The organism is Quadrisphaera sp. KR29 (assembly GCF_052644995.1).
Genome location: NZ_JBQXXG010000008.1, coordinates 106608 through 124456, shown reverse-complemented (window position 1 = coordinate 124456; position 17849 = coordinate 106608). Strand labels below are relative to the sequence as shown.

17 protein-coding genes are annotated in these 17849 nt (G+C 77.9%); 8 read left to right on the top strand and 9 right to left on the bottom strand.

The features are described from left to right. Positions 1-21: 21 nt before the first annotated feature. Positions 22-645 carry an SbtR family transcriptional regulator gene (locus tag ACUN9U_RS09495; RefSeq protein WP_445484707.1) on the bottom strand — a complete coding sequence of 208 codons (624 nt, stop codon included), beginning with the start codon at positions 643-645 and terminating at the stop codon, positions 22-24. A gap of 82 nt (positions 646-727) precedes the next feature. On the opposite strand from ACUN9U_RS09495, the gene ACUN9U_RS09490 reads away from it, so the two are divergent. Continuing rightward, complete coding sequence (locus ACUN9U_RS09490) at positions 728-1717, top strand: SDR family NAD(P)-dependent oxidoreductase (protein WP_445484706.1); 990 nt, start codon at positions 728-730, stop codon at positions 1715-1717. Positions 1718-1728: 11 nt separating this feature from the next. Here the strand turns inward: ACUN9U_RS09490 and ACUN9U_RS09485 are convergent, their stop codons facing one another. Beyond that, a complete protein-coding gene (locus ACUN9U_RS09485; protein WP_445484705.1) occupies positions 1729-2166 on the bottom strand; it encodes a hypothetical protein in 438 nt (145 codons plus the stop codon). Between the two features lie 226 nt (positions 2167-2392). On the opposite strand from ACUN9U_RS09485, the gene ACUN9U_RS09480 reads away from it, so the two are divergent. Both ACUN9U_RS09480 and ACUN9U_RS09475 read left to right on the top strand, forming a co-directional pair. Then, the gene (locus tag ACUN9U_RS09480) at positions 2393-4624 is read left to right on the top strand and encodes a DEAD/DEAH box helicase (RefSeq protein ID WP_445484704.1); all 2232 of its coding nucleotides are present in this window, start codon (positions 2393-2395) and stop codon (positions 4622-4624) included. Between the two features lie 114 nt (positions 4625-4738). Then, a complete protein-coding gene (locus tag ACUN9U_RS09475; RefSeq protein ID WP_445484702.1) occupies positions 4739-5110 on the top strand; it encodes an STAS domain-containing protein in 372 nt (123 codons plus the stop codon). Between the two features lie 23 nt (positions 5111-5133). Here the strand turns inward: ACUN9U_RS09475 and ACUN9U_RS09470 are convergent, their stop codons facing one another. From ACUN9U_RS09470 to ACUN9U_RS09455, 4 genes are all read right to left on the bottom strand, one after another. Continuing rightward, the gene (locus tag ACUN9U_RS09470) at positions 5134-5580 is read right to left on the bottom strand and encodes an HIT family protein (protein WP_445484701.1); all 447 of its coding nucleotides are present in this window, start codon (positions 5578-5580) and stop codon (positions 5134-5136) included. A gap of 149 nt (positions 5581-5729) precedes the next feature. Then, a complete protein-coding gene (locus tag ACUN9U_RS09465) occupies positions 5730-6107 on the bottom strand; it encodes a TraR/DksA family transcriptional regulator (protein WP_445484700.1) in 378 nt (125 codons plus the stop codon). After that, positions 6104-7183, bottom strand: coding sequence for a zinc-binding dehydrogenase (locus ACUN9U_RS09460; protein ID WP_445484699.1), 1080 nt, complete (start codon positions 7181-7183; stop codon positions 6104-6106). The genes ACUN9U_RS09465 and ACUN9U_RS09460 overlap by 4 nt, the downstream gene beginning before the upstream one ends. 53 nt (positions 7184-7236) lie before the next feature. Further along, the gene (locus ACUN9U_RS09455; RefSeq protein ID WP_445484698.1) at positions 7237-8004 is read right to left on the bottom strand and encodes an aspartate/glutamate racemase family protein; all 768 of its coding nucleotides are present in this window, start codon (positions 8002-8004) and stop codon (positions 7237-7239) included. Between the two features lie 88 nt (positions 8005-8092). Between ACUN9U_RS09455 and ACUN9U_RS09450 the strand changes: the two genes are divergently transcribed. Both ACUN9U_RS09450 and ACUN9U_RS09445 read left to right on the top strand, forming a co-directional pair. Further along, positions 8093-8986 carry a LysR family transcriptional regulator gene (locus ACUN9U_RS09450; protein ID WP_445484697.1) on the top strand — a complete coding sequence of 298 codons (894 nt, stop codon included), beginning with the start codon at positions 8093-8095 and terminating at the stop codon, positions 8984-8986. A gap of 390 nt (positions 8987-9376) precedes the next feature. After that, positions 9377-10423: an aldo/keto reductase gene (locus ACUN9U_RS09445; RefSeq protein ID WP_445484696.1), complete on the top strand. Its 1047-nt coding sequence runs from the start codon at positions 9377-9379 to the stop codon at positions 10421-10423. Positions 10424-10448: 25 nt separating this feature from the next. Here ACUN9U_RS09445 and ACUN9U_RS09440 read toward each other — a convergent pair whose 3' ends face one another. From ACUN9U_RS09440 to arfA, 3 genes are all read right to left on the bottom strand, one after another. After that, positions 10449-11471, bottom strand: coding sequence for a hypothetical protein (locus ACUN9U_RS09440; protein WP_445484695.1), 1023 nt, complete (start codon positions 11469-11471; stop codon positions 10449-10451). A 286-nt stretch (positions 11472-11757) separates the two neighbouring features. Next, entirely contained in the window at positions 11758-12363 is a 606-nt protein-coding gene (locus ACUN9U_RS09435) for a type II toxin-antitoxin system PemK/MazF family toxin (protein WP_445484694.1), read from the bottom strand. Between the two features lie 62 nt (positions 12364-12425). Continuing rightward, positions 12426-14009 carry an arabinosylfuranosidase ArfA gene (gene arfA, locus ACUN9U_RS09430; RefSeq protein WP_445484693.1) on the bottom strand — a complete coding sequence of 528 codons (1584 nt, stop codon included), beginning with the start codon at positions 14007-14009 and terminating at the stop codon, positions 12426-12428. A 245-nt stretch (positions 14010-14254) separates the two neighbouring features. Between arfA and ACUN9U_RS09425 the strand changes: the two genes are divergently transcribed. The 3 genes from ACUN9U_RS09425 (at position 14255) to ACUN9U_RS09415 (ending at position 17847) form a co-directional block, all read left to right on the top strand. Continuing rightward, on the top strand, positions 14255-15364 hold the full coding sequence (locus tag ACUN9U_RS09425; protein ID WP_445484692.1) for a LacI family DNA-binding transcriptional regulator: 1110 nt from the start codon (positions 14255-14257) through the stop codon (positions 15362-15364). 211 nt (positions 15365-15575) lie between these two features. After that, positions 15576-15974 carry a hypothetical protein gene (locus ACUN9U_RS09420; RefSeq protein WP_445484691.1) on the top strand — a complete coding sequence of 133 codons (399 nt, stop codon included), beginning with the start codon at positions 15576-15578 and terminating at the stop codon, positions 15972-15974. Positions 15975-16032: 58 nt separating this feature from the next. Beyond that, positions 16033-17847, top strand: coding sequence for a dihydroxyacetone kinase subunit DhaK (locus ACUN9U_RS09415; protein ID WP_445484690.1), 1815 nt, complete (start codon positions 16033-16035; stop codon positions 17845-17847). Positions 17848-17849 lie beyond the last annotated feature (2 nt).

Below are 17849 nucleotides of genomic sequence, written 5' to 3'. Positions count from 1 at the left end.
CCGCGCCTGCGCGCGCTCCCGTCAGGCGCGCAGCCCCGCCAGCAGCACCTGCACGTAGCGCTGCACCACGCCGGGGTCGTGGCCGGGCCCCGGCCCGGACGTCGCGGACCCCGTGTGCAGGCGGACCGCGTGCTGCACCCCGCAGGCCAGGCGGGCGACGTCGGCGGGGCCCAGGTCGCCGCGGACCGCGCCGGCGCGCTGGGCGCGGGCGAGCAGGTCGGCCAGCAGGTGCAGCAGCTCGGCGACGGCAGCGGCTGCGGTGTGGTCGTGCGCTGCGGTGCCCACGGGGGCGGGCCCGGAGGCGGCCTCGCCGGCGGTGGCCGCGGCCACGACGTCGGCGAGCTGCCTGTCGGCGAGCAGCAGGCGCACACCCGCCTCCACGAAGGCCGGCAGCGCGCGGGCGTCGTCCAGGTCCGCGGCGGCCCGGGCGGTCGCGACCAGCTCGTCCAGCCCGCTGGCCGCCATCGCGGCGACCAGCGCCCCCTGGGTGGGGAAGTTGCGGTAGGCGGTGCCCACCCCCACGCCGGCCAGGGACGCCAGGTCCGTCAGGCCCGGGAGCTCCCCGCAGCGCTGCTGGTGCTCCCGCGCGGCGGCGAGCAGGACGGCCCGGTTGCGCTCGGCGTCGGCTCGGCGGCGGATGCTCACGTGCCGAGCGTACTTGTCAGCGGAGAGATCCTCCGCTTAGTGTCCTCAAGTGGAGGAAGGCTCCACTTGAGGAGGGGACCCGATGACCGCCACCGCACCCGACGCCCACGCCCACGCCGACGAGCGGGTCGCCTGGGACCCGCACCGCCTGCCCGACCAGTCCGGGCGCACCGTGCTGGTCACCGGCGCCACGTCGGGGATCGGCTACTTCATCGCCGAGCAGCTGGCCGGGGCGGGCGCCCACGTGGTGCTCGCGGCCCGCGACCCGGGGCGCGCCGAGGCAGCGCGGGAGGCCATCGCGGTCCAGCACCCCGGGGCGACCACCAGCGCGCTGCTGGTCGACCTCGCCTCCCTGGACGGCGTCCGGCGCGCCGGGCTGCAGCTGGCCGAGCTGGAGCACCTGGACGCCCTGGTGCTCAACGGGGCCCAGATGCGGGTCACCCGGCGCGGGGAGGCGACCGCTGACGGCCACGACGTCGTCATGGGCACCGGGCACCTGGCCGGCGCGGCCCTGGTCGAGGCGGCCCTCCCGGTGCTGGCTCGCCGTCCCGGCGGACGCGTGGTCGGCACGACCAGCGGCCTGGTGCGCCGCCTGCGCCCGGCGGTGGAGGACCTGGCGACCTCCTCGCGCCCGCTGGCCCGGGCCGGCGCGTGGAGCGGCGGCCGGCGGTACGTGCAGAGCAAGGCGGTGCACGAGGCCTACGTCTACGAGCTGGACCGCCGGCTGCGGACCGCGGGCTCGACCACGGCGGCGCTGCTGAGCCACCCCGGCGTCGCCGTCGGCTCCCGCACGCCATCGCGGCCCGGTGTCCTGGAGCACCGGCACGGCGAGCGCCGCCACGAGCCGCTCTTCGGCCTCGTCGGGCAGGGCAAGGACGCCGCGGCCTGGCCCGCCGTGCGCGCGACGACGGACCCCGCAGCGCGCGGCGGGCAGTACTGGGGTCCCACCGGGAAGACGGCCGGGCCGCCCGTCCTCGACGCGGGCGACCCCCGCTACCGCGACCCCGCCCTGGGCGCCAGGGTCTGGGCGCAGACCGAGGCGGTGCTGGGCGCCCCGCTCCACGTCGTCTGAGCCCGGCGGGGTCAGCCGGCGGCGCGCCGCACCAGCTCGCGCAGCTGCTGCTCCACGGCGTCGGTGACCTCCAGGACGGCGAAGGACGTCGGCCACATCGGCCCGTCGTCCAGCTGCGCGTCCTCCTGGAAGCCCACCGTGCCGTAGCGGGTGCCGAACTTGGAGGCCGGCTGGTAGAAGACGACCACCTTGCCGTCCCTGGCGTAGGAGGGGAAGCCGTACCAGGTCCTGGGGGCCAGGTGCGGCGCCTCCTCGGCCACGACGACGTGCAGGCGCGCCGCGACCTGGTGGTCGGTGCCCTCGAGCGCGTCGATGGCGGCCGTGCAGGCCTCGAGCTCCTTGACGAGCTTCGCCGCGCCCTTGAGCCCCGTCGCGCTGCGCAGCTCCTCGGCGCGCTGCGCCATCGCGGCGCGCTCGGCAGCGCTGAAACCGCTCTCCTGCTGGGTCATGGCTCCTCCTGTGGTCGTCGGTGGCTGCGGAGGCAGGATGCCCTGACCGCCGCCGCACCTGCGTGCGGCGGCTGCACCCGGTCGACGCGCAGCGGCCGCCAGGTGTGACCGGTGCGGCCCGGCCCGACCGCACGGACCCGACCGCACGGGCCCGACCGGACGGGCCCGAGCGGACGGGCCCGAGCGGACGGCGCGCTGTCGGCGGCGGCGTGCAGAGTGGTCCCCCGTGAGCGCTCCTGCGACGACCCCGGCCACCGACCTGCGCGAGGCCGCCGAGGCGCACCTGCGGGCCCTGGCCGGTGAGGGCGCCCGCCTGCGCGAGGACCAGTGGGCCGCCATCAGCGCGCTGGTGGCCGAGCGCCGGCGCGTCGTCGTCGTCCAGCGCACCGGGTGGGGCAAGTCGGCGGTGTACTGGGTGGCCACCGCGCTGCGGCGCCACCACCCGCAGGTCGGCGGCGCGGGCCCGACGCTCGTGGTCTCCCCGCTGCTGGCGCTCATGCGCGACCAGGTCGCCGCAGCCACCCGCTCGGGGCTGCGCGCGGTCACGCTGAACTCCGCCAACGTCGAGGACTGGCCCGCCATCGAGGAGCAGGTCGCCGCCGACGCCGTCGACGTGCTGCTCGTCAGCCCCGAGCGCCTCAACTCCGTGGGCTTCCGCCAGCGCGTGCTCCCCCGCCTCGCCCCGCGCCTGGGCCTGCTCGTCGTCGACGAGGCGCACTGCATCTCCGACTGGGGCCACGACTTCCGCCCCGACTACCGCCGCCTCGCCTCGGTGCTGGCCGGGCTGCCCGAGGGCACCCCGGTGCTCGCGACGACGGCGACGGCCAACGCCCGCGTCTCCGCCGACGTCGCCGCGCAGCTGTCCGCTGACGGCACCCCGGCCCTGACGCTGCGCGGCCCCCTCGACCGGGAGGGCCTGGAGCTCGCGGTGGTGCCCACACCGGACGTGGCCCACGCCTACGCCTGGACCGCGCAGTTCCTGCGCGAGTCCACCGGCAGCGGCATCGTCTACACCCTCACCGTGGCCGAGACGGCGCGGCTGGCGGAGTTCCTGGCCTCCGAGGAGGGCGGCGGGCACGCGGTGGCCGCGTACTCCTCGGCCACCGAGCCCGCCGAGCGCGAGCGCCTCGAGGCGGCGCTGCTGTCCGGGGAGCTGCGCGCCCTGGTGGCCACCTCCAGCCTGGGGATGGGCTACGACCACCCGCGCCTGGCCTTCGTCGTCCACCTCGGGGCGCCGAGCTCACCGGTGGCCTACTACCAGCAGGTCGGCCGCGCGGGCCGCGCGCTCGACGGCGCCGTCGGCGTGCTCCTGCCGACCGCCGCCGACGAGCGGATCTGGGCGTACTTCGACTCCACCGCCTTCCCGCCCGAGCCCGTGGTCCGCCGCGTGCTGGAGGTGCTGGAGCGCCTCAGCGGCGGCCAGGAGGGGGTGGGGCTGCCCAAGCTGGAGGTCGAGGCCGGGCTGCGGCGGGGCCGGCTGGAGGCGCTGCTCAAGGTGCTCGACGTCGACGGCGCCGTCGAGCGCGTCGCCGGCGGCTACCGCACCACCGGGCAGCCGTGGCACTACGACGCCGAGCGCATCGCCGGGGTGGCCGCCGCGCGCCGCGCCGAGCAGGCCGTGATGCGCCGCTACGCGGCCACCCCGGCCGAGCAGGCACCCGGGTCGCAGCCGTGCCTGCTGCGGGTGCTGCGCTCCGAGCTCGACGACGACGGCGCGGTCGACTGCGGCCGCTGCTCGGCCTGCACCGGGCGCCTGCCCGCACCGGCGCTGGACGTGGACGAGCAGCTGGCCGCCGCCGCGCTGCGGCACCTGCGCAGCCAGACCACCGTGCTGGAGCCGCGCAAGATGTGGCCCTCCGGCACGGCCGGGCGCCGGGGGCGCATCCCCGAGGGCGTGCGCGCCGAGCCGGGCCGCGCCCTGGCCATCGGCGAGGACCCGGCCTGGGGAGACGCCGTGGCCGCGGTGCTGCGCGAGGGGCCGTCCGCCGCGACGTGGTCCGACGTCCTCGACGGGTGCGTGCGGACCCTGAGCCGCTGGCGCTGGCCGGCGGGCCGGCCGGCGTGGGTGACGTGGCTCCCTGACGGCGCTGACGGCTCGGGCGCGGCGGGTGGCTCTTCGGTGCGCGAGGCCGCGGCCCGGGCCCTGGCCGAGGCGCTCGGTGAGGTGGGGCGCCTGCGAGTGCTGCCCGCGCTGGCGGCGGTGCCCGGCGCGCCGCTGGAGGCGCCGCGCCGCGAGGGCGCGGGTCCCGCGCCCGCCTCAGCAGCGGCCGGCGTGGCGCTGGCGCGCCTGGAGCTGTCGGTCGAGGGCCGCGAGGCGGTGGACGCCTCGGGGGGCGCGCCGGTGCTGGTGGTCGACGCCGAGACGCGCACCGGCTGGTCGCTGACGGTCGCCGCGGTGCTGCTGCGCGAGGCCGGCGCCGGCCCGGTCTACCCGCTGGCCCTGCTCAAGCGCGCCTGAGCCGGCCCGGTGCGGGGGTGCGCCTCGTACGGGAGACGCCCGCCCGGAGCACGCGGACGGGTGCCCGGCGGCCGCCGGTCCGCGGCAGGGGCCTGCGGCGTGCAAGATGGAGGCGTGGGAACTGCACCGACGGACGACGACGCCGTCGAGGAGGTGTTCGGCTCGGTCGAGCTCGCTGACGGCGACCCCACGACGCTCGTCCTCAGCGGCGAGGTGGACCTCTCGGTGACCCAGGGCGTCAGGCCCGAGGCGGAGCGCTGGGAGGCCGTGGAGAGGGTCGACCTGTCCGGCACCACGTTCCTGGACTCCTCGGGCATGCGCCTGCTCGTGCAGGTGGCCCGCCGGGTGGCGCCCCGGCGGGTGCGGGTGGTCGGCGCCGGTGGGCAGCCGCTGGCCGCCCTGGAGATGTTCGGCGCCGACCAGGTCGTCGACCTCGAGCCGGCTCCGTCGGCCGCGTCCGAGCAGGAGCGCCCCACCGGCACCTGACGGGTCAGCACCGACGGCGGGCGTCAGCCGGCGACCAGCTGGGCGCGCACGGCGTCGGCGACCTCACGGGCCTGGCCCGCGGCGTAGCGGCGGCGCGGGCCCAGGAAGAAGCGCAGCCCGTCGCCGCGGTGGCGCGGGATGATGTGCAGGTGCACGTGGGGCACGCTCTGGCTGACGACGTTGTTGTTCAGCAGCAGCGCCCCGTCGGCCCCGGTCGCCGCCTCGACGGCCCGCTGCAGGGCCTGGCTGGTGGTCAGCCACTCGTGGGCGAGGTCGGCGGGGAGGTCGTCCCAGGTCTGCACGTGGACGGTGGGCACGAGGAGCACGTGCCCGGGGAAGAGCGGGTGCGCGTCGAGGAAGGCCACCACGGTGTCGGTGCGGTGCACCACCTCCGCGCCGGCCTCCGCACGCACGATGCTGCAGAACACGCACGGCTGGTCGGACCCCCGCGGGGTGAACTCCTGCGCCACGCGCTCACCCTGCCCCTCCGCGGGCGGCGGAAACCCGTGCGGGCCCGCGGCGGACCTCACACCGTCATCCACTCGAGCTCACACAGCCTCGGGCACTCACCTCACACGGCCTCCGCGCCCTTCCTCACACGAACTGTGTGAGAAACGGCTCAGCGCAGAGCGGCGCAGGTCACGCAAGTGGTCGACGTCGGCCTGGCCAGGAGCCGCCCCGGAGCGATCTCACACCCGCAGCGCTCACACCGCCCGAAGGCGCCGTCCGCCACGCGGTCGAGCGCGGCGTCCACCTCGCGCAGCCGCGCGAGCTGGCGGTCCCTCACCGCGATCGCCTGCGCCCTCTCGAAGGCGATGGTGGCGCCCTCGGGGTCGTGCTCGTCGTCGGCGTTGGAGTCGCGCGAGGCCTCCACCACACCCGCCACCACCCGCTCCAGCTCGCGCACCTGCGCGGTGGCGTCGGCGCGCTCGGCCTCCAGGGCCGCCACCACGTCGGCCAGCGACAGCCCCTCCCCCGGGGGTGGCTGGGCGGTCACGGGCGCAGCATCGTGACGCCCACCGGGGCCGTGCCGGCGTCCATCGCCCGCACGAGCTCCTCGACCCCGGCGGCGTCGGCCAGCGGGAGCCACCGCGCGACCAGGTCCTGCGGGCGCAGCCGCCCGCTGATCACCAGGCCCATGAGCTCGGGGTAGCTGCGGGCGTCCATCCCGTGGCTGCCCAGGAGCGACAGCTCGTGGGTGATCACCCGGGTGACCTCGACCACGGGCTCGGCGGCCACGAGCCCGACCTGCACGTGCCGACCCCGCCGGGCCAGCGAGAGCAGCCCCGCGTCCAGGGCTCCGGGGCGCCCCACCGCGTCGACGCTCACCGCCACCGGACCGCCGGCGGTGTCCGCGACGGCGTCGGCGACCTCGCGCGGGGACAGCCCCGCCGTCGCCACGGTGCTGGTGGCACCGAGCTCCACGGCCCGGGCCAGGGCCCGCTCGTCGACGTCCGCGGCCACGACCTCCGCGCCCCGGGCGGCGGCCACCATGACCGCCGACAGGCCCACGCCGCCGCAGCCGACCACGAGCACCCGCTCACCGGCCTGCAGCTGGGCCCGCTGCACCAGGCCGCGGTAGGCGGTGGCGAAGCGGCAGCCGAGCAGGGCCGCCGCCCCGCCGTCGACGTCGTCGGGCACCGCGACGAGGTTCACGTCGGCGTGGCGGACGACCACCTGGTCGGCCCACGACCCCTGCGCGGTGAAGCCGGGCTGGGTCTGGTCGCGGCAGACCTGGCCGTCCCCGGCGCGGCACTCCGGGCAGGCGCCGCAGGCGTGCACGAAGGGGGTCGTGGCGCGCCGTCCCACCCAGGAGCTGTCGACGCCCTCGCCCACGGCCACGACGCGCCCGGCCAGCTCGTGCCCGGGCACGTGGGTGGCCGCCGTGCCGCCGGGGCCCGCGTGGGCGCCGACCACGACGTCGGGGTCGTGCCCGGCCCAGGCGTGCACGTCGCTGCGGCACAGGCCGGTGGCCTCCACCGCGAGCACGGCGCCGTGCGCGGGGGGCTCGGGGTCGGGCAGCTCGACCAGGGACAGGGGGCCGCCGGGCTCGGCGTACTGCAGCGCGCGCACGTCGCGCAGGCTAACCCCGCCCCGGGCCCGGCCCGCGGCGCCCGGGCGCCGCCTCAGCGGGCGGCGGCCGAGGCGTTGACGGCGGCCGGTGCCTGTCCGGCGGCGGCCAGGGCGGCCTCGACGTGCAGGCGCGCGGAGGGCAGCAGCGGCACGCCGTCCGGGGCGTCCCCGGGGCCGAGCAGCAGCTCCAGCTCGGTGCAGCACAGCCCGACCGCCTGCGCGCCGCGGGCGGCCAGGTCCGCCACGACGCCGGCGAGGTCGGCGCGCGTGACCGGGGAGAAGACCCCGCGGCACAGCTCGCCGAAGACGGCGGTGTCGACGCGCGCGATGCCGGCGGCGTCGGGCACCACCACCTCGACCCCGGACCGGGCCAGCCGCTCGGCGTAGAAGGGCTCGGTCATCGTGCCGCCGGCGCCCAGCAGCCCGACGGTGCGCGCCCCGCGCGCCAGCGCGGCGGCGGCGACGACGTCGGCGAGGTGCAGGAAGGTCGTGCCGCGCTCGGCCAGCGCCTCCTCCAGCGGGCCCGCGGCCTTGTGCATGTAGTTGGTGGCCAGGACGACGACGCCCGCGCCGGCCCCGGCGAGGGCCAGACCCTCGCGGCGCAGCTGCTCGGCGGCGGCGTCCCAGCGCCCGGCCAGCTGCAGCTCGCGCACCGGGGCGAAGTCGAGGCTGCGCACCAGCAGGTCGGCGCTGGCCAGGGGCTCGGCCGCCTCCCCCTGGGCGCGGTGCTCGCGGACCAGCTCGTTGGCCAGGCGGTAGTACAGGGCCGTCGACTCCCAGCTCATGCCGCCGAGGACGCCCAGGGTGGTCGGGGTGCTCATGCCCTCCACGGTGGTGCGCGGGCCGCGCCCGCGGTAGGCGGTGGGACCGGCAGGCACCCACAAGCACCGCTTGTGGGACAGTCGGACGGTGGACCCCCGCCGCCTGCTCGTGCTGCACGCCGTCGAGGCGGCGGGCTCCCTGACCGGGGCGGCGGCCCAGCTCGGCATGACCCAGCAGGCCGTCAGCCAGCAGGTCTCCCGGCTGGAGGCGGAGGCCGGCACCGCGCTGCTGGTGCGCCAGGGCCGCGGCAGCGCGCTGACCGAGGCCGGACGGGTGCTGGCCGGGCGCGCCGAGGAGCTGGCCGAGGTGCTGCGGGCCGCCGAGGACGACCTGGCGGCCCTGTCCGGACTGGTGCGGGGCCAGGTGGCGCTGGCGGCCTTCCCCACGGCGTCGGCCGTGGTGCTGCCGCGGGCGCTGGCCGCCCTGGCCGCCCGGGCGCCGGGGCTGTCGGTGCGCCTGACCGAGGCCGAGCCCCCCGAGGCGGAGGCGGCGGTGCGGCAGAACCGGGTCTCCGCGGCGCTGGTCTTCCGCTACGAGCGCGACCCCGAGCCGGTGCCCGGTGACCTGCTGCGGCTGCCGCTGGGACGGCACGCGGTGCACGCCGTCGTCCCCGCCGGGGAGCGAGCGCCGGCCCACCTGGCCGACCTGGCCCCGCGGGCGTGGATCGCCGGGTGCCCGCGCTGCCGGGCGCACCTGGTGCGCTGCGCCGAGGCCGCCGGGTTCACCCCCGACGTCCGGCTGGAGACCGACGACCACGTCGCGGTCCAGCACCTCGTGGCCGCCGGGCTGGGGGTCGCCCTGCTGCCCGTCTGGGCGCTGCGCGCCAGCGCCGTCCCGGGCGTGGTGCACGCCCCGGCCGCCGGACTGGACGACCGCGTCGTCGAGCTCCTGCTGCGTCCCGAGTCGCAGCGGGTCCCGGCCGTGCAGGCGCTGACCGCGGAGCTCCGCCGCGTGGTGGCCGAGGTCGACAGCGCCGCCTGAGCGCGGCCGAGCCGCAGGGGTGCGACGCAGCACACCGGTGTCGGACACGGCCCGCCGACGGACGCCACCGGTGTGGTCCACGACGCCGTGACGGGCACCACCCGTGTCGTTCACGACGCCGTGACGCGCACCCGCCGTGTGGTTCACGACGCGACGACGCACGACGCGCGTGTCGTTCACGATGCTGCGACGCGCCGCGCGCTTGTCATTCACGGCTCCGCGACGCGTCACACGCGTGTGGGTCCGGCAGGAGTCGAACACCTCGCCCCGCCGTTCTACGCGCACCGACTCGGCGCCTACTCGATCCTGCAGCCCACCGACGCGGGGCTACTCGCCGGTCGCCGTGCTGATCGGCGAGCGCTGGGAGCCCCGCGCGAGCAGGGTGGGGACGTGGAGACCAGGCTCATGGGACGCAGCGGGTGCGCCGTCTCGGCGTTCACCCTCGGGACGATGACGTTCGGCAAGGAGACCGACGAGGCGGGCGCGCACGCCCAGCTCGACGCCTTCGTGGAGGCGGGCGGCACGCTCGTCGACACCGCGGACGTCTACAACGCCGGCGTCAGCGAGGAGGTGGTCGGGCGCTGGATGGCCGACCGGCCCGCCGACGTCACCGACCGCGTGGTGCTGGCGACCAAGGGCCGCTTCCCCACCGGTGAGGGCGCCAACGACGTCGGACTCTCCCGGCGCCACCTCACCCGGGCCATCGACGCCTCGCTGGCGAGGCTCGGCAGCGGGGTCGACGCCATCGACCTGTACCAGGTCCACGCCTGGGACCCGCTGACGCCGCTGGAGGAGACGCTGCGCACCCTCGACGACGCGGTGCGCGCCGGCAAGGTCCGGTACGTGGGCCTGTCCAACTTCACCGGGTGGCAGGTGCAGAAGGCGGTCGCGCTGGCCCGCGAGCTCGGGACCGCCGTGCCGGTCACGCTGCAGCCGCAGTACAACCTCCTCGCGCGCGGGGTGGAGCTCGAGGTCGTGCCGTCCTGCCTGGACGCCGGGCTGGGGCTGCTGCCGTGGTCACCGCTGGGCGGCGGCTGGCTCACCGGCAAGTACACCCGCGACCAGCGGCCCACCGGGGCCACCCGCCTCGGGGAGGACCCCGAGCGGGGCATGGAGGCCTACGGCAAGCGCTCGGCGCAGCAGCGCACCTGGGACGTGGTCGACGCCGTTCAGCGGGTGGCGCAGCAGCGGGGCGCGTCCATGGCGGCGGTGGCGCTGGCCTGGCTGGTGGCCCGCCCGTCGGTGACCTCGGTGATCCTGGGCGCCCGGACCACCGAGCAGCTGCGGGAGAACCTCGGGGCCGCCGACCTGCGCCTGGAGCCGGCCGAGGTCGAGGTGCTCGACGCGGCCAGCGACCCGGCGCCGGAGGACTACCCCTACGGCCCGGCGGGCAGCGCCCAGCGCAGCCGGCCCGTCACCGGCGGTCGCGCCAGCTGACCGGCGGTCCCCGGTCGGGGGCGGCTCAGCCCTCCTCGAGGAGCGCCCGGGCGATGACCCGGGCCTCCTCGAGCCCGTCGTAGCGGAGCTTGTAGGTGGCGGTGCGCCCCGACCCCGTGGTGGAGAGCAGGTGGCGCCGGCCCGCGAGGTGCTTGGTGTAGTTGCCGGTGTCGAGCAGGCCCAGGCGCTCGACCTCGGCGCGCACGACGGCGTCGGGCACCGGCTCACCGCCGTCCCGGCCGCTCCAGCGGAGGGCGGCCAGCAGCAGCACGGCCGCCGTGCCGACGCGCTGGGCGCGGGTGCGGCCCAGGCGTGCGGGGTCTCCGGCCAGCTGGAGCTTGCCGCTGCGCTCCTCCCACACCCTGTCGAGCAGCTCGGGGCGCACCCCGAGGGCGTCGGCGATGGAGCCCCACGGCTCCTCCCCGGCGCCGGCGGGGGCGGGCCAGGGGCGCGGTCCCACGGCGACCAGCCGCTCGGGCCCGCGGCGGGGGGCCGACCAGTCGGCGCCGCCGTCGTCGCCGCCGGCTCGGGGGGCCAGGCGGGGGAGGCCCGCGCGCTGGGCGGCGGCGCTGGTCAGCGGCCGCAGCACCCGGGGCGGCTCGGGCCAGTCACCGCGGTGGTCGCCCCAGGGCTCACCGCGCCGCTCAGTGCGGTGGTCGGTGCGGTGGTCGGTGCGGTGGTCGGCGCGGGCGTCAGCCCGGTGGTCGACGTCCCAGGGCCTGTCGTCGTCCTCCTCCCGCCGCGGCTCCCCCGGGAGGTGCTCGCGGCCGGGCTCGGCGCTGTGCAGGCGCAGCCCGGCCGCGCCGACCCGGTCGGCAGAGCGGTCGGCAGAGCGGTCAGCGGTCGGCGGGCTCCCGCCGGCAGCACCCGCTCCCGTGGCCGCGGCGGCGCCGACGGCGGAGGCGGGCCGACCCTCGAGCGGGGCCTCGCCGGCCGTGCGGAGCACCAGGTCGACGGCGGTGGTGAAGGCCACCGCCCGCAGGTCCGAGGAGACCCCCGAGCGGTCGACGGCGTCCGCGGCGCAGCGGAGCACATCGGCGACGTCCACCCGACGAGCGTAGCGGGGGCGGGCCCGTCTGCGCGCCGGGTGACGGGAACGCGTTGTGATCGACTGGTCACTCGTCTGCCGGTGCGTCACGCGACACGTCGCCAGTACGGTCCTTCTTACTGGCCCGCGTCACGGGCTGAGTCACGTGCTGCGTCGCGACGCGGCGCGACGACTGCGCGTCGGGCGGGCGACGCGGACGGCGAGCCCTCCGCAGTCACTCCGACCGTCGGGCCGAGGCAGCGGTGACGCACCGGGCCGCGACCTGCAGTGGCGCTGCGCCCGCAGGCTACGGCGAGCGCGTCGCGGCGACGACGCGCTCGAACACGTCGCGCGGCAGGGCGGCGCCCTCACGGCGGACGGAGCCCGCGGGCAGGTGCAGCACCCTGTCCAGGCGCACCTCGCTCGGGCGGCGCTGGGCGTCCCAGGCGCCGGTGCCCACGTCCATCCAGCGCCGGCCGTCGTGGTCGCGCTGCCCCTGGGTGCGCGGCCCGGCGTGGTCCTTGCTCGTGAGCATGAGACCCACGACGTCGCCGTCCTCCCTCACGTCGAGGACGAGGACGGGCCGGTCCTTGCCCTGGGAGGCGTCCTCCTCGTAGGGCACCCACGCCCAGACGACCTCGCCCGGGTCGGGCAGGCCGTCGGCCTCGGGGGCGTAGCGGGGCTCGCCGCCCTCGGCGCGCGGCCTGGCGCGGACGGGCTCGCGGCGCAGCCGGGAGCCCTCCGAGGGACGGGTGCGCGGCCCGCTGCGGGCGGACCCGGTGCGCGGCGGCGGCGCCGGCTCGACCGGCGGGGTCCGCTGGGCGCCGGCGGAGGCGTCCGGCCCGGCGGTGCGCGCCGCGGACGCGACGGCCCCGGCGAGGTCGAGCAGCTGGCCCAGCATCCCCTTCGGCACGGGCACCACCGTAGGGCCGCGGGGAGGGACCGGGCTCGCGCCACGGCCCCTCCCCCGCGGCGTCAGCGACCCGCCGGCGCAGGGACCAGCTCGACGACGGCCCACGACAGGGCCGGCAGCACGACGCGGGCGGTCTGCGCGCCCCGCTCCCCCGCCTCGACGTCCGCCGAGCCGCCGGCGGCGGCGAGCGGCCTCAGGCCCACGGCGGTCGGCGCCGCCTCGGTGTTGGACGCGTAGCGGTCCTGCCCGTCGGCGGCGGCGAGCACGAGCGCGTCGCCCACGGCCAGGTCGGCGAAGCCGCCCAGGGCCACGGTGGTCTCGGCCGACTCCTCCAGGGAGCGGTTGGCCAGGAAGAGGGTGACGCGCGCGAGCCCGCCGTCGTCGTCGTGGTGCAGCACCGCGGAGGCGTCGACGAGGTCGACGTCGCCGTACTTCCCCGTCTCGTACCGGTCGGAGGTGGTGCGCACGTCGAGCACGTGCCCGCCCAGGGAGCGGCGGCGCACCTGCTCGAAGGGCAGCGCGATGGTCTGCTTCCACGCCGGGCCGCCCGGCTCCGAGCGCAGCAGGCCGATGACGTTGACCAGCTGGGCCTGGCAGCCGACCAGCACGCGGTCGCCGTGGCGCAGCAGGGAGTTGAGCAGGGTGCCGACCACCACGGCGTCCTGGACGGTGTACTCGTCCTCGATGACGCGGGGGGCGACGTCCCACGCGGTGCGGCCCTGGGCGCGCTCGGAGGCGTTCCAGGCCGTCTGGTTCCAGACGTTCCACTCGTCGAAGCTGATGCCGATCTTCTTGCGGCTCTTCAGGCGGGCGCCGACGGCGTCGGCCGTGGCGGCCACCGAGTCGATGAAGAGGTCCATGTCCACCGCCGAGGCCAGGAAGTCGGCCAGCGGCGTGGTCTCGGACTCCTCGTAGTAGGCGTGCGCGGAGATCATCTGCACGTCCTCGTAGGTCTCCTCCAGCACGACGCGCTCCCACTCCCCGAAGGTCGGCATGGAGCGCGAGGAGGAGCCGCAGGCGACCAGCTCGATCGTCGGGTCCACCTGGCGCATGGCGCGGGCGGTCTCACCGGCCAGGCGGGCGTACTCGTGGGCGGTCTTGTGGCCGGTCTGCCACGGGCCGTCCATCTCGTTGCCCAGGCACCAGAGCTGGATGCCGTAGGGGTCCTGGCGGCCGTGGGAGCGGCGCAGGTCGGAGAACTTCGTCCCGCTCGGGTGGTTGGCGTACTCCAGGACGTCGCAGGCCTCCTGCAGGCCGCGGGTGCCGAGGTTGACCGCGTACATGACCTCGGTGCCGGCCTTGTCGGCCCAGCGGGAGAACTCCTCCAGCCCGAAGGCGTTGGTCTCCACCGTGCGCCAGGCCCTGTCGATGCGGCGCGGGCGCTGCTCGAGCGGGCCGACGCCGTCCTCCCAGTCGTAGCCGGAGACGAAGTTGCCGCCCGGGTAGCGGACCACCGTCGGGCCGACCTCGCGGACCAGGTCGAGCACGTCCGAGCGCAGCCCGTCGGCGTCGGCCGCGGGGTGGTCGGGCTCGAAGATCCCGGTGTAGACGCAGCGGCCCATGTGCTCCACGAAGGAGCCGAAGAGGCGGCGGGGCACGGGGGCCGTGGTGTAGGCGGCGTCGAGGGAGATGCGGGCGCGGGGCACGGGGCGTCCTTCCGGAACGGGCGGGCAGCGGGCGGCGCCGGCGCGGGGAGGCTCCGCAGGGGAGGTCCGCGACGCTGCGGCGAGGTCCTTTACAACGTGAGAAAGCCTGTCGGGCACCACCACCGGTGTCAACCCCGGCCAGGGGCCGCCCTCCGCCGGGCCCGGACGCCCGCCGCGGGCCCGTCCGGCCGCCCCGCGGGGCGACGAGATCGACTGATCGCCCCCGACGGGACCACACTGCGCCGGTGAGCACGACGCCGACGCGCAGACCGGTGACCATCCGCGAGGTCGCCGCGGCCGCCGGGGTCTCCCCCAAGACCGTCTCCAACGTCGTCAACGAGTACGTCCACGTCCACCCCGACACCCGCCGCCGCGTCCAGGAGGCCATCGACGCCCTCGGGTACCGGCCCTCCGCCGTGGGGCGCCAGCTGCGCAGCGGCCGCACCGGCATGATCGCGCTGGCGGTCCCGAACATCGCCGCGCCCTACTTCGCCGAGCTCGGCCGCCACGTGGCCACCCAGGCGCGCCGGCGCGGGCTCGTGCTGGCCGTCGAGCAGACCGAGGGGCTGCTGGAGCGCGAGCGGGAGGTGGCTGACGGGCAGCCGGTGCGCTTCGCCGACGGGCTGCTGCTCTCCGCGCTGGAGATGCCCGACGACGAGCTCGCCGCACCGCACCCGGACACCCCGCTGGTGCTCATCGGCGAGCACGGCGGCCCCCACCTGCCGGTGGACCGGGTCGGCATCGACAGCGCCGGGGTGGCGCGCACCGCGGTGGAGCACCTCATCGCCTGCGGCCGCACCCGCATCGCCTTCCTGGGCCACAAGGCGCCGGTGCACAACAGCGCCCGCCAGCGCACGGCCGGCTACCGCGCCGCCCTGGACGCCGCGGGGCTGCCCTTCGACGCCGAGCTCGTCCCCCCCTGCGGGGACTGGTCGCGCGCTGACGGCCACGCCACCACCGCCAGGCTGCTGCGGGAGCGCCCCGACACCGACGCGGTCTTCGCCGCCAACGACGAGCTGGCGCTCGGAGCGCTGGCCGCCCTGCGCGAGGCCGGGCGCTCGGTGCCCGCCGACGTCTCGGTGGTCGGCGTCGACGACGTCCCGGAGGCGCGCTTCTCCTGGCCGGCCCTGTCGACCGTGGCGATCGACAGGGCGTTCGTGGCCGAGCGCGCCGTGGAGCTGCTGACCTCGCGGCTGTCCGACCCAGGGCTGCCGCCGCGGCACCTGCAGACGCCGTACCGGCTGGTGGTGCGCGAGAGCTCCCGCCCGGACGCCGGGCGGTCCCCCGGCGCGGGGGTCACCCGGACGCCGCAGGAGCCGGCTCCCGACGGCGCCGCGGGGGCCGTCGCGGGCTAGGGTCGGCGGCGCCGCGGCCCCCGTCGCGCGCCGAGCACCACGCGACGCGGAGGGCAGCGCCACGTCCACCTGCACGTCCACCCGCACCTCCTCGTCCCCGGCGCCGCCAGCCGGGCCGGCCCCGGCACCGGTCCCGGGGTGGCCCGCCGGGGCGGTCGCGCCGCCGGAGGCGGCCTGCCGCTCCCACCTGCCGGGCCACCGCATGCCGCGGATGCTGTCCGAGCTGGTGCGCCGCACCCCGTGGGGGTGGCGGCGCGGCACCGTCACCTCCGTCAGCCCCGACGGCTGGATCCTGCTCGACTGCACCGAGGACGGCGCCGGGCGGGCGCCGGTGCACGCCTGGCACCACCTGGACCTCTCCTCCCGGCTGCGGCCGGGCACCGCGGTGCGGCTCCACCAGCGCGCCGCGCGCCACCCCGACGCGCCCCTGGGCGTCGGCCCGGCGGCGCTGGCGGCCGCTCCCGGCGTGCTGGACGAGCTGGTGAGCCTGCACGTGGCGCAGGGCCCCCCGCCGGTGCCGGACCCGGTGCCCCTGGACTCCTGGGCCGACCCGGCCGACGCCGTGGTGATCGACCTGCGCACCCGCGAGCCGCTGGACCTGCGCCGCTGAGCGGGGTCGCCGGGGCCGCTGATCGCGCGCTCCGGCCGGCGGCGCTAGCGTCCGGGGCGTGGCTGACGACGTCCACCAGGGCCCCCGCACCGACACGCACTTCCTCCCCGACGCCGCCACCGCGGTCGCCGACGCCGCCCGCGGGCTGGCGATGGCGCACCCGGCCGACGTCGGCGTGGTGCTCGACCCGCTGCACCTGTACGCGCGGCGCAAGGCCCCGGGCCGGCGGGTGGCGCTGGTCTCCGGCGGTGGCGCCGGGCACGAGCCGATGCACGCCGGCTTCCTCGGCCCCGGTGGCCTGGACGCCGCCTGCCCCGGCCTGGTCTTCACCTCCCCCCACCACGGGCAGGTCTACGAGGCCGCCCGCGGGGTGGCCGGGCCCGGCGGCGTGCTGCTGGTCGTCAAGAACTACACCGGCGACGTCATCTGCTTCGCCATCGCCGCCGAGCGGCTGCGCGCCGAGGGGATCCCCGTCGAAACGGTGCTGGTCGACGACGACCTCGCCACCGAGGGCTCCGAGGACCAGGGCGAGGACGACGACGCCGCCAGCCAGCGCCGCGGCACCGCCGCCACGGTGCTGGTGGAGAAGGTCCTGGGCGCAGCGGCCGACCGGGGTGACGACCTCGCCGCGCTCGCCTCCCTGGGGCGCGACGTGGCGGCGCGCTCGCGCAGCCTGGCGGTCGCCTCCCGCGCGCAGACGTCGCTGGCCACCGGCGAGCCGGCCTTCGAGCTGGGCCGGCAGGAGCTGGAGCGCGGCGTGGGGATCCACGGGGAGCGCGCGGCCTCGACCACCTCCCGCCCGCCGACGCGGGAGCTGGTCGGCGGGATGCTCGCCGAGCTGCTCGACGGGCTGGAGGCCGCCGGCGCCCCCGTCGACGACGAGGGCGTCGCGCTGCTGGTCAACGGCCTCGGCGGGACCACCTCGCTGGAGCTGCACGCGCTGCGCGCGCTGGTGGGCGACCAGCTGGCCGAGCGCGGCGTGCGGGTGGCCACCTCGCTGGTGGGCACCTACACCGCCGCCCTGGACATGCGCGGCTTCTCCCTGACGCTGCTGGCGCTGCGGCGGGGGTGGGCCGACCTGCTCGCCGCCCCCACCGCCACGCCGTCGCTGCCCGCCCTGCCGGCGCCCGAGGAGCCCCAGATCAGGGAGCACGCCGGGGACGGCGGTGCACCGCCGGCCGGGCAGCAGGCGCCGGGGACGCCCGGGGGCACCGCCTCGCGGTCCGGGGACCCCGACGACGCCGGCGCCGCGGTCGTCTCGGCGTGGGCGCAGGCGCTGGACGCCGCCCACGACGACCTCACGCGCCTGGACCAGCTGGCCGGCGACGGCGACTTCGGCGACAACGTCTCCTCGGGCCTGTCGCACGCGCGCCGCCGCGGCGGCACCCTGTCCGACGCCGCGGGCGCCTTCCTGGACGAGGTCGGCGGCAGCAGCGGCCCGCTGCTCGGGCTGCTGCTCACCGAGCTGGTCCCCGCCGTGCGCCGCGACGCGGACGGCCGGGGCGAGGTGGCCGGCGACGTCGGGGCGGCGCTGCGCTCCGGGGCCGCGGCCGTGACCCGGGTGGGCGGGGCGCAGGTGGGCGACCGCACCTTCCTGGACGCGCTCGTGCCCGCCGCCGAGGCGCTGGACGGCGGCTCCTCGCTGGTGGACGCCGCCCGCGCCGCCGTCGACGGGGCGCTCGGCACGGCCCGGCTGGTCGGGCGCCGCGGGCGCTCGCGCTACCTCGGCGACCGGGCGCTCGGCGCGCCGGACCCGGGTGCCGTCGCGGTGGCGGCCCTCGTCGTCGCCATCGCCCAGGTGCTCGAGGACGGGCCGCAGGCGCGGTCGCTGCCCTCGCCGACCGAGGTGGCCTCGGGGACCATCGGGGGGTGAGC

Excerpts from the sequence above, each read along its gene's own strand:
- ACUN9U_RS09490 (WP_445484706.1), top strand. The coding sequence starts at position 728 with ATGACCGCCACCGCACCCGACGCCCACGCCCACGCCGACGAGCGGGTC.
- ACUN9U_RS09420 (WP_445484691.1), top strand. The coding sequence starts at position 15,576 with ATGCTGTCCGAGCTGGTGCGCCGCACCCCGTGGGGGTGGCGGCGCGGC.
- ACUN9U_RS09485 (WP_445484705.1), bottom strand. The coding sequence starts at position 2,166 with ATGACCCAGCAGGAGAGCGGTTTCAGCGCTGCCGAGCGCGCCGCGATG.
- ACUN9U_RS09455 (WP_445484698.1), bottom strand. The coding sequence starts at position 8,004 with ATGAGCACCCCGACCACCCTGGGCGTCCTCGGCGGCATGAGCTGGGAG.